9 protein-coding genes are annotated in these 11,147 nt (G+C 56.1%); 3 read left to right on the forward strand and 6 right to left on the reverse strand.

Annotation, left to right across the window (positions count from 1 at the left end):
* The first annotated feature begins 78 nt into the window (after window positions 1-78).
* Window positions 79-1,407 (forward strand): NAD(P)/FAD-dependent oxidoreductase, encoded by a 1,329-nt coding sequence (locus ACVDG4_RS16585; RefSeq protein WP_447235892.1) that lies wholly within the window; start codon window positions 79-81, stop codon window positions 1,405-1,407.
* Between the two features lie 83 nt (window positions 1,408-1,490).
* Window positions 1,491-2,612: an ATP-dependent DNA helicase gene (locus tag ACVDG4_RS16590; protein WP_447235893.1), complete on the forward strand. Its 1,122-nt coding sequence runs from the start codon at window positions 1,491-1,493 to the stop codon at window positions 2,610-2,612.
* Here the strand turns inward: ACVDG4_RS16590 and ACVDG4_RS16595 are convergent.
* On the reverse strand, window positions 2,596-3,237 hold the full coding sequence (locus ACVDG4_RS16595; protein ID WP_447235894.1) for a TetR/AcrR family transcriptional regulator: 642 nt from the start codon (window positions 3,235-3,237) through the stop codon (window positions 2,596-2,598). The two genes, ACVDG4_RS16590 and ACVDG4_RS16595, sit on opposite strands and share 17 nt — an antisense overlap.
* A 454-nt stretch (window positions 3,238-3,691) precedes the next feature.
* Between ACVDG4_RS16595 and ACVDG4_RS16600 the strand changes: the two genes are divergently transcribed.
* Window positions 3,692-6,121, forward strand: coding sequence for a Tex family protein (locus tag ACVDG4_RS16600; RefSeq protein ID WP_447235895.1), 2,430 nt, complete (start codon window positions 3,692-3,694; stop codon window positions 6,119-6,121).
* 15 nt (window positions 6,122-6,136) lie between these two features.
* On the opposite strand, the gene ACVDG4_RS16605 is transcribed toward ACVDG4_RS16600, so the two are convergent.
* From ACVDG4_RS16605 to ACVDG4_RS16625, 5 genes are all read right to left on the reverse strand, one after another.
* On the reverse strand, window positions 6,137-7,378 hold the full coding sequence (locus ACVDG4_RS16605; RefSeq protein WP_447235896.1) for an NAD(P)/FAD-dependent oxidoreductase: 1,242 nt from the start codon (window positions 7,376-7,378) through the stop codon (window positions 6,137-6,139).
* 68 nt (window positions 7,379-7,446) lie between these two features.
* The gene (locus ACVDG4_RS16610; protein ID WP_447235897.1) at window positions 7,447-8,145 is read right to left on the reverse strand and encodes an aquaporin; all 699 of its coding nucleotides are present in this window, start codon (window positions 8,143-8,145) and stop codon (window positions 7,447-7,449) included.
* An 11-nt stretch (window positions 8,146-8,156) separates the two neighbouring features.
* Window positions 8,157-8,648, reverse strand: a complete 492-nt coding sequence (locus tag ACVDG4_RS16615) for an arsenate reductase ArsC (protein WP_447235898.1) — start codon at window positions 8,646-8,648, stop codon at window positions 8,157-8,159.
* A 26-nt stretch (window positions 8,649-8,674) separates the two neighbouring features.
* Window positions 8,675-9,028, reverse strand: a complete 354-nt coding sequence (locus ACVDG4_RS16620) for an ArsR/SmtB family transcription factor (RefSeq protein WP_428522646.1) — start codon at window positions 9,026-9,028, stop codon at window positions 8,675-8,677.
* Between the two features lie 209 nt (window positions 9,029-9,237).
* Window positions 9,238-10,842 carry an ABC transporter substrate-binding protein gene (locus tag ACVDG4_RS16625; protein WP_447235899.1) on the reverse strand — a complete coding sequence of 535 codons (1,605 nt, stop codon included), beginning with the start codon at window positions 10,840-10,842 and terminating at the stop codon, window positions 9,238-9,240.
* Window positions 10,843-11,147: the final 305 nt, after the last annotated feature.

Consider the following 11,147-nt stretch of genomic DNA (forward strand, 5'->3'; position numbering starts at 1 on the left):
GACAGTCGTAGCCGGATTTCTTTCTGGACAAATCAAGCCACGGGTCATGATCCTGTCATTGCTGTACTGGAGACCATCATGAACTCTCAATCAAATGCCGCCAAAGCTTTGCAGTTCGATGCCGTTATTATCGGAGCCGGCGTCATCGGTTGCGCAATCGCATTCAATCTCGCCAAACGTGGCTATCGTACGCTGAACATCGACAAATTACCCGCCGCTGGTTATGGATCGACATCCAGTTCTGCAGCCGTTATCCGGACATATTATTCGACCCTTGATGGGTCGGCGATGGCCTATGAGGGCTACCACACCTGGAAAAACTGGCCCGCTTATCTGGAAAGCGATGACACCTCCGGCCTTGCCCGGTTTATCGAAACCGGCACACTGGTCATGAAGACCGAAGCCAACGGATATTTGGCAAAGGTTCTCAAAAGCGCAAACCAGCTTGGCATTTCCTATGAGCATTGGACTGCTGATCAGATCCGAGACGCGATGCCGGGCTATGACCTTCGGCGCTTTGCGCCAGCCAAGTCTATGGAAGACGACACGTTCGGCCAGCCAGCTAACGGCGAGATTTCAGGCGGAGTTTATTTCCCGTGTGGAGGGTATGTCGACGACCCGCAGCTCTCGGCCCGTAATCTGAAGGATGCGGCTGAAAAACACGGTGCCACCTTCATGTTCAAGACTGCGGTGACCGAGATATTGATCGCAGAAAATCGCGTGACTGGCGTTGAGCTGGAAACTGGACAACAAATCTCTACGCCAATCGTCGTGAATGCTGCCGGCCCGCATTCAGGTAAGGTGAATTCCCTGCTGCCAATCGATCCCGGCATGACAATCCGGACCCGCCCCCTTCGGCAAGAAGTGGTTCAAATATCTCCACCCGGCGATCTGGGCTATTCGCGGGAAGGTCTGATCGTATCCGACAACGACATTGCCTGTTACATAAAGCCTGGAAGCGGCGGCCAACTGATGATCGGCAGTGAAAACCCGGCCTGCGATGCACCGCATGAAGTCGATCCGGACGATTTCTCCAGAGACCTAAGCGATCGAGCTCTCACCTACGCTTACCGTTATTCCCAAAGACTGCCGAGCCTGGGTGTCTCACAACACCCGGTCGGCATTGCCGATCTGTACGACGCGACGGACGACTGGCTGCCCATTTACGACTGCACCGATGTTGGAGGCTACTATCTTGCGATCGGAACCAGTGGCAATCAATTCAAGAATGCCCCTGTAGCCGGTCAGCTGATGGCCGAACTGATCGGCTATTGCGAAACCGGCAATGCTCACGATGAGGCCCCTTTGCAGTTTCAATTGCCAAACATCGGTTACACGATCAACACGGCGACTTTCTCCAGAAAGCGTCCGGTCAATCAAGACAGTTCATTCTCGGTACTCGGGTAATACATCATCGACCGCTTTCCCTTGGCGCGCACTGCCAAATCAGGTTATGGAGGCAGCTCGTTTGAAGATCCCGGAGATACGATTTGGCTTGGTCGCCTCAACAAGATACCGCCTTGAAGGACGCCGCAGCCTGGCTGAAACGCGGCGACAGGCAGGTATTCAAGCTGTTCGGGTTTGCAGGCACCGGAAAAACCACGCTAGCGCGGCATCTGGCTGAAGACATAGACGGTGACGTCTGCTTCGGGGCTTTCACAGGCAAAGCAGCACATGTTCTGCGCCAAAAAGGCTGCGAGGACGCTGGCACCATTCATTCCCTGATCTATCGCCCCCGTTCCGCCAAGGAAGAAGAAGCCGTCGATGACGATGAGGAAGACGCAGGCCCTCAGTTTGCCATCAAACGGGACAGCGCGGCGGCCACGGCCCGGCTGATCGTTATCGATGAATGCTCTATGGTCGACGAGGAGCTTGGCCGCGATCTTCTGTCTTTCGGCACGCCTGTTCTGGTTCTGGGCGACCCGGCGCAGCTGCCACCGGTTAAGGGCGGAGGCTTTTTCACGGAGGCCGAGCCGGACATCATGTTAACGGAAGTCCACCGCCAGGCGCAGGACAATCCGATCGTCCGCATGTCTATGACCATCCGCGATGGCGGCAAGTTGGACTACGGGGATTTCGGTGAGAGCAAGGTGATCAACCGCCGCCAGATCGACAAGGATCAGATCCTTGCCGCCGATCAGGTTTTGGTCGGGACGAACAAGACGCGTCGGCTCTACAACAGCCGCATTCGTGAACTGAAGGACTTCACCACGCCGATGCCGGCCGTTGGCGACAAACTGGTTTGCTTGCGCAACGACAAAACCAAAGGTTTGCTGAATGGCGGCCTCTGGACGGTGAAACGCCTGCGGCAGCCGCGCGGAAACACCTTGCGCTTCGACGTGGTGTCGGAAGACGAGCTCATCAAAACGGCGGTGAAGGTCAAGGTTCTCCCGGCCATGTTCGAGGACGGGGCTGAGAGCATTCCATACGCCATCCGGCGCAAGGCGGATGAATTCGATTATGGTTACGCCCTGACGGTTCACAAGGCGCAAGGGTCACAATGGGACGATGTCGTGTTGTTTGACGAAAGCTGGGCCTTCCGTGAGCACCGGGACCGCTGGCTTTACACGGCCGTGACCCGCGCTGCAGAACGGATCACTGTCGTAAAGTGAATTCTGGAAAATCGTCGAAATCAAACGGCGTTGCAGAGGGCAATGCCTTGACCGCGGTTTCAACAAATTGGTCTATCCGGATCTTATTTGCTCCGGTTCGAGCCAGAATGGACACGGCCCCAAGCTGACCATCGACGTAGGTCGCCAGAGCATCGATGTCAGCGTCGTCTCCCAACTCGCCAGAGTCGACGGCCTTCAACAAGCGGGTCCGGATACCCTCGTATCTGGTCTGCCCCAGATCCGACAACAGAACCTTGTGCTTTTCTGTTCCATAGGCGTTTTCAACCTGGGCGTTGAAAAGGAAACAGCCCAGCGGAGTAGCCTTGTCCGCGGCAAGATATCCGACGGTCTGGATAAGGTTCCGAATGTCGATGAGATAGTGTTTTTCAGCTCTCATCAAGGGACCAAAAACCGTATCGCCGTAACAGTCAAAATAGTGCAGAAGCGATTTTTCAAACATCGCTTCCTTGTCACCGAAAGCGGCATAAAGACTGGGCTTCGCCATCCCCGAAGCATCGACAAGATCATTCATGGATGTCGCCTTGTAGCCGTTCTGCCAGAAGGCGCGCATGATGCCATGTAAAGCGTCTTGCGTTTCCGTTTTCCGCGGTCGGCCTCTTGTCACACCCACATCTCCACTTGCCAATGTCTGTTCACAACGTCAGCGCCCAAACCAACGATGAGCCTAAAGAACCACCCCACTTCGAACGCACTTTGTTTTCCAACGCGCAAAGCAGCATTATCCGCTATTCAGTACTGGCGAAACTACCAAATAACAGTGGCGCAAGAATACGCAAAACTAAGCAAATCGTTCGATTGTTGAAATTTTACGCAATATTACCGACCAATCGTCGCACAAAACTGCACTCTTTACGCGATTTTTATCAAATATCCATCTTGAGTTTTTGCGGTCCAGGTCTGTTGCTGGGCGTTCAATGGTTTCCGATTTGGAAGCGCATGGCGATCGACACACCAGATATCGAGAATTGCCAGTGGATCATAGATCGGACCTCTTTTGCGCGGAGAGTGTCCGAATTATCGTCCCTGTCTCGTTTCCAGTCCTGAAAGTGTAGACCCAGATGACAAGCGTCGCTGCTCCAGACCCGACATCCCAGAAGTCCGCAAATTCCCTCCCCGCAGAAACGGCGCTGCGGATCGCAAGAAGAATTGCAGACGAAATCGGCTGCCAGGCCGGTCAGGTGAATGCAACTGTTCAGCTGCTGGACGAAGGATCGACAGTGCCGTTCATCGCCCGGTACCGTAAAGAGGCCACTGGCGGACTGGACGACAGCCAACTGCGCAAGCTCGAGGAGCGGCTGATTTACCTGCGCGAACTTGAAGATCGGCGCGGTGCCATCACCCGGTCCATCGATGAGCAGGGCAAGATGACCGAGGCCCTCGCTGCAAGCATTCAGGCAGCCGAGACCAAGTCGCAGCTCGAAGACATCTACCTGCCCTTCAAAAAGAAGCGCCGCACCAAAGCTCAGATTGCGCGGGAAGCCGGACTGGAACCGCTCGCGGACCTGCTGCTGGCCGATCCAGGAAAAACACCGGAAACGGAAGCTGCAGGTTTCATCGACGATGCCAAGGGCGTTGCGGATACGAAAGCTGCGCTTGACGGCGCGCGCCAGATCCTCATGGAACGGTTTGCAGAAAATGCCGAGCTCGTCGGACGGCTGCGCCGGTATATGGAAGAGCGCGGTGTGGTACAGTCGAAGCTGATCGACGGCATGGGCGACAAGGGTGCAAAGTTCGCCGATTATTTCGACTATTCGGAGAGCTGGTCCAAAATCCCGAGCCACCGGGCGCTTGCCCTTTTCCGCGGCCGCAATGAAGGCATTCTGTCTGTCGATCTGACAGTCGACGCCGATGATCCGGCACCGATCCTGCCAGCCGTGAAGATGGTCGCAGACACCTACGCCATCGCCGATCGAGGCCGCCCGGCCGACAAATGGCTGATGGATGTCGCCCGCTTTGCCTGGAAAGTCAAACTGGCCCTTCATCTGGAACTCGACCTGATGGGTGTCCTTCGGGACAAGGCCGAAGAAGAAGCCATTCAGGTGTTTGCCAAGAACCTCAAGGATCTGCTGCTCGCCGCCCCTGCGGGATCGAAAGCAACGCTTGGTCTGGACCCGGGCATCCGGACCGGGGTCAAGGTTGCCGTGGTCGACGAAACCGGCAAGCTAATCGACACCGCAACGATCTATCCATTCCAGCCGCGCAATGATCTTGCCGGATCCCGCAACACACTTCTGGCACTGATTGCAAAGCACAAGGTCGGCCTGATCGCCATCGGCAACGGCACGGCGAGCCGGGAGACCGACAAGCTGACCGGCGACGTCCTGGCCGATGTTCCGGCGGCTCAGCGACCGGTAAAGGTGATCGTCAACGAGGCAGGTGCGTCGGTCTATTCCGCGTCGGAATTGGCCGCGAAGGAAATGCCGGACGTTGATGTCTCCCTGCGCGGGGCCGCGTCGATTGCCCGGCGCCTCCAGGATCCTTTGGCAGAACTCGTCAAAATCGAGCCGAAGTCCATTGGTGTTGGGCAGTATCAGCATGACGTCAACCAGACGAAACTTGCCCGCGCCCTAGATGCAGTTGTCGAAGACGCGGTGAACGCGGTTGGTGTTGATCTCAACACCGCCTCCCCGGCGCTTCTTTCCCGGATTTCTGGTCTGTCCGATAGCCTTGCAAAAGCGGTCGTTGAACATCGCGATACAATCGGCCGGTTTGACAAGCGCTCGCAGTTGAAGGACGTACCGCGTTTGGGTGCAAAGGCGTTTGAACTCTGCGCCGGCTTCCTGCGCATCAACGATGGGACCGAACCTCTCGATTCTTCCTCGGTTCACCCGGAAGCCTATCCGCTCGCCAAGCGCATCGTGAAAGCCTGTGGCCGGGATGTTCGCCAGTTGATGGGCGACAGCGGTATCCTCCAGAACCTGGAGCCAAAAGACTTCATCGACGAGAAATTCGGATTGCCGACGGTCAAGGACATCCTGTCCGAACTTGAAAAGCCGGGCCGTGATCCGCGTCCCGAATTCAAGACCGCAGCCCTTCAGGATGGTGTCGAGGAAATCTCGGATCTGAAACCGGGCATGAAACTGGAAGGCACGGTGACCAACGTCACGAACTTCGGAGCCTTCGTGGACGTCGGTGTACACCAGGACGGCCTGGTGCATGTCTCCCAACTTGCGGACAAGTTCGTTGATGATCCGCACACGGTCGTCAAAGCGGGTGACATCGTCAAGGTCACCATTCTGGAAGTCGACATTCCGCGCAAACGCATTTCAATGACAATGAAGTCACAGGCCGATTATCAGGGACAAAAGGAACGGAATGCGCAGAACCGGCAGGGTGGTGCCGGCGGCAAAGGATCAGGTGGCGGCCGGGGCCCAGGAAATGCCCCACGCGGCGGCAAGGGCAACCCTCAAAAATCTTCCGGCAATGACGGCGGAAACAACGCCATGGCCGCAGCACTTGCAGCGGCCATGAACAAGAAGCGGAAGTAACTCTTTCGATTCTTGTCAAAACCGGTCGGCGCGGAACGGAGCCGGGTCGACCGAAGGCGTTGCGCCGTCGATCATGTCGGTGATCATCTCCCCGGTCACCGCCGCCTCCGTCAGCCCATGATGGGCATGACCAAAGGCGTAATAAACCCCTTCCGCCCGCGGCGCGGCACCAATCACAGGCAGACTGTCTGGAATAGAGGGACGGAAGCCCATCCAGCGCTTCCCACCTTCAGTCTTCAGATCCGGAAAGAAGCGCCGCGCTTTGGCAACCATGGCATCAACCCGCTTCCAGTTCTCCGGCAGGTCCAATCCGCCGAACTCGACGGCTCCGCCGACCCGCAATCCCGTGGACAGGGGCGACAGGACAAAGCCGTGTCCCGGCAACATGATGAACCGCTTGACGGTAACACCGGGCTCCGGGATCGTGATGTTGTAGCCGCGCTCAGTATCCAAAGGGATTTTGTCGCCAAGTTGTGCCGCAAGTTTTTTGGACCAGGCACCACAAGCGATGACCAACCGGTCCGTATGAACAGTTCGGCCATCTGTAAGCGTCAAAACGGGGCCTGAAGCCCCAGACTGAACGTTCACGACACCCCCGACATCAAAAGAAACGCCCTGGCTTTTCAGCCAATCGGCCAGAGACAGGCACAACAGTTTCGGGTCGTCCACCTGCGCCCATTCGGGGACGAGAGCACCGCCTACAACGCGGTCGGATAACGCCGGTTCCATATCTCTGATCGTCGCCAGATCGAGTTCTTGAACATCGATGCCGAAGGCGCGCTGTTCCTCCCATCCCGAATGCGCATCTTTTAGTGAACTGACGGTATCGAACAGCTCCAGGCATCCATCCTTGCGCACCTGATTGTGCGTTCCAGAAACCCGCCACAAACGTTCCCAGGACGGCCAGGCTTCGGCATTGAGTGCGGCCAAAGCCTCGGTGCTGCGCTTCATCTGGCTGTGATTGGAGGCCGCCATGAAACGGAGCATCCATGGCAGGATTTTGACGACGTAGGCCGGGCGAACAGTCAGCGGCCCAAGCGGATCCATCAACCATTTGATCGCCTGTTTCCAAAGGCCGGGACTCGCGAGCGGGGCGACATCAGTCCAGGCAATCGCACCGGCATTGCCCTGGCTCGCGCCAGCCGCTGGTCCTTCGCGATCGAGGATTGTGACACGGTATCCGCGTTGTAGGAGATTTGCCGCCGTCGCCAGCCCAATGATGCCAGCTCCGACGATGGTGACGTCAGGTTTGCTCATGCATCCCTTCAATCAACCCGAACCAGATTTTGCAAGCCGAGTATTAGATTTAAAGTGCGCGATACCGGCTAAGCCTCAGACGGTTTCAGCGCTTTCTTCTCCGACGCCTTTGATTGCAACAGCCAAGAGAACACCGCAAGGGCAAGCGCCGCCCCGATCAGCTGGGCAACAATAAACCCAGGCACATCAACCGGCCGGATGCCTGCAAAGGTATCGGTAAACGCACGGGAGATCGCGACTGCCGGATTGGCGAAGGATGTGGAAGCGGTGAACCAGTAGGCTGCGGTGATGTAGAGCCCTACCAGCCACGGCACCGCATCAGCGCGGAACCGGATACCCGCCAAGATACTTGCAAGCAGGCCAAATGTGGCGACCACCTCTGCGACCCATTGGGCACCGCCGGTTCGAACCGTGGTCGATGCCTGCCAGACCGGCAATTCAAACATCACATGCGCGATCAGCGACCCGCAAATGCCGCCGAGGATCTGAACAGCGACATAGGCCGCTGCCACCGGGATTGTCAGTTCACGCTTCAACCAAAACACAAACGTGACCGCCGGATTGAAGTGCGCCCCCGAAATTGGCCCGAACAAGGTGATCAGGACCACCAAGATCGCACCGGTCGGGATCGTGTTGCCCAGAAGGGAGACCGCAACATCCTCGGACAAATTGTCTGCCATGATGCCGGAGCCGACAACGGTTCCAACCAGCATCGCGGTTCCAAGCGCTTCAGCGACGAGACGCCGTGAGAGAGAGAATTCTGACATGAGGTGTAATCCTAGTCGTCGGCCGAGGCGCCGATAGCGGAGAGTTGGTTTTTTCCGTCAGCTGCGGAGAAGACATTATCGCCAAGCGCGAGCATCGCACCGATGCGGCGCTCAAGACGGTCATAAGCAAGGTCGAAAGCCTCAGCGCGGGTCGCATCATCACCCTCAACGGAGGCCGGATCGGCAATACCCCAATGCACGACAAACGGATGCCCCGGCCAAACCGGGCAGGCCTCTCCGGCTGCACTGTCACAAACAGTGATGATCAGATCCATTTTAGGTGCATCCGCACCGGCAAACTCTTCCCAGCTCTTCGATCTAAAACCGTCTGTCGGCAGGTTCTTGCGCTCCAGGCAGGAGATTGCGTCCGGATTGACCATGCCCCGCGGTGTCGAACCCGCTGAATAGGTGTTGAATTTACCCTCGCCCATATGGCGCAGGATCGCTTCGCCTAAAACCGAGCGCGCAGAATTGGCCGTGCAAACAAACAAGGCGTTACGCATATTATGAAGCCCCACTTTTTCCGGTTCTAACACCGGTCCTTTTCAACGCTCACACTATCGCCGAGCATGGTCATGATCGGGGCGCACATCTCCGGGTTTCCGCCGCAACAATCTTGCAGCAGATACGTTGTGAGCGCGCCCATGGCGGAGAGGTCCGCACGGTAATGGATTGAGCGCCCGTCCCGTTCGGCGTGCACAAGGCCGGAGCGGGACAGGGCGCTCAAGTGGGTCGATAGGGTATTCGGACGCACGCTGAGAGCATCTGAAATAGCGCCCGCTGCCATGCCTTCTTTTCCCGCTTTCACCAACAGGCGAAAGACGTCGAGGCGGGTTTCCTGACCCAAGGCCGCCAATGCTCTCAAGGCATCATCTTTTTCCATATTTCGAGAATACTCGAATTATGGAAAAGTTCAACCCAAACTCCCGCCAAAAGTGAACCTCAAACGGAGAAAGCCGCCCAACATACCAATGGAAGATGGAAGAGTTTGGTTTGGAGACCAAACGCCAATAAAGAACTGATCAAAAACCGGCCAGCCGCCATGCCCTCCCAAACCCTGATGGGGCTAACTGTCTTTAATGGCGTTTGCGCTTAATCGGTCAGGTCTACGCCCTTAAACGAATGACCACCGAGCGGATCCATAACGTATCCGGTGACCTTCGCGGACATCGGAACATAAGCCATAGAGTGCGCGATGGTCACCCAAGGGGCTTCCTCCTTGAAGATCCGCTGAGCCTCTTCATAAAGCCTTGCGCGTTCTGCAGTGTCAAATGTAGTTCGAGCCTTCTTGATCAGCTCTTCAAATGCGTTGTTACACCATTGCGCTCTGTTGGAACCCCCGACACGCTCACAACTCAAAAGTTCGCTCAAGAAGTTGTCCGGATCACCATTGCGACCGGTCCATCCGAACAGCACAGCACCCTGCCGATTAACGTCTTTCGACAACGACAGGTACTTGCCCCATTTGTGGGAAATGATCTCAACACGCACACCAACCTTCTCCAAGTCAGCTTTGATGTATTCAGCCATCAAACGCGCATTCGGATTGTACGAACGGGGAACCGGCATCGCCCAGATTGTCAGGGAAAGATCTTCAATACCGGCTGCGGCAAGCATTTCCCTTGCCAGTTTCGGGTCATAGGCATCGTCTTCAATCGCCGTGTTGTAGGACCAGACTCTCGGCGGGAACGGATTTTTCGCAACTTGACCAGCCCCCTGGTAAACCGCCTCAAGTATCTCCTGCTTGTTGATGGCGTGATACAGAGCCTTGCGAACCTCCTTGCGATCGAATGGAGACACTTTGGTATTGTACGCCAGATAGCCGATGCTTAAGCTCGGCTGCTCCATCAAAGTCAGATCGCCATCTGAGCGAATATCATCGATATCCGTCGGAGCCGGGCGGGACATCACATGACACTCGCCCGCCTTGAGTTTTTGAAGCCGGACTGCTGCATTCGGGGTGATTGCGTAAGTCAGGTTGTCGATGGCTTGCTTGCCATCCCAGTAATCGGAATGCGCGGAGAAGCGAACGATCGCGTCTTCCTGGTAGCCAACAAAGGCGAAAGGCCCCGTGCCAACCGGCTGGATGTTCAACTGCTCTTTGGCACCCGAATCCTCAAGCTGATCAGCATATTCAGCTGACAAAATGGACGCGAAATCCATCCCAAGGTTTGCCAAAATCGGAGCTTCCGGGCGTGTCAGAACAAATTTCACTGTGTGGTCGTCGATCTTGACGATGTCCTTGATGAACTCCGGCATGGACATAGCATCGAAAAACTCCCAAGCAGTGCCAGGCATGTAGGCGTGCCAGGAATGGCTTTTCTTACGCTGGCGTTCGAAAGAGAACAGCACGTCGTCAGCATTCAACTCACGGCTTGGCGTAAAAAATGGGGTGTTGTGGAATGTAACGCCTTTGCGGAGATAGAACGTGACTTCCCGCCCATCATCAGACACGTCCCAGCTCTCAGCCAAACCAGGTTCGACTTCAGTCGTTCCAGGTTTGAATTCGACCAAACGATTGTAGAGGGGTTTGGAAGACGCATCGAACGTGATCGTTGACGTATGAAGAGCCGGGTCAAAACCTTCCGGTGAGCCTTCCGAGCAAAACACCAGTGTCTTTGCTTCCGATCCCGAAGCGGCGGCCACCACCAAGCAAACACCCAGGACCGCGGACTTCAAAGTTCTCGAAACAGTCATCAAGCGCATCTCTTCTTCTACAAAAAAGCATAGCCCTCAACCATTGGAACGTCCTCTTTGAGTAGAACTGAGTCCTCCGGAAACAGGATGCAACGGCTCGAAAGATAACCAGATTCGATATGTTGGAAATGCGTAATTACAAAAAAGCCCCGGCAATGCCGGGGCCCTAACTGTCTAACTAGGGTTTGTGGGGATTCATTTTGAATTGATGACGGCCGCTGCGATGTAAATGAATGCCTCGAAGCTGCGATCGGTTTTGCAGGCCCGCATGGCGATTCGCTTGAACTCTTTGAGTTGACAGAAGA

It is taken from the genome of Roseibium sp. MB-4, assembly GCF_053005265.1.

Bases quoted from the DNA above. Each gene is read 5' to 3' on its own strand.
- ACVDG4_RS16585 (WP_447235892.1), top strand. From the start codon at position 79: ATGAACTCTCAATCAAATGCCGCCAAAGCTTTGCAGTTCGATGCCGTT.
- ACVDG4_RS16600 (WP_447235895.1), top strand. From the start codon at position 3,692: ATGACAAGCGTCGCTGCTCCAGACCCGACATCCCAGAAGTCCGCAAAT.
- ACVDG4_RS16605 (WP_447235896.1), bottom strand. From the start codon at position 7,378: ATGAGCAAACCTGACGTCACCATCGTCGGAGCTGGCATCATTGGGCTG.
- ACVDG4_RS16610 (WP_447235897.1), bottom strand. From the start codon at position 8,145: ATGTCAGAATTCTCTCTCTCACGGCGTCTCGTCGCTGAAGCGCTTGGA.
- ACVDG4_RS16615 (WP_447235898.1), bottom strand. From the start codon at position 8,648: ATGCGTAACGCCTTGTTTGTTTGCACGGCCAATTCTGCGCGCTCGGTT.
- ACVDG4_RS16620 (WP_428522646.1), bottom strand. From the start codon at position 9,028: ATGGAAAAAGATGATGCCTTGAGAGCATTGGCGGCCTTGGGTCAGGAA.
- ACVDG4_RS16625 (WP_447235899.1), bottom strand. From the start codon at position 10,842: ATGACTGTTTCGAGAACTTTGAAGTCCGCGGTCCTGGGTGTTTGCTTG.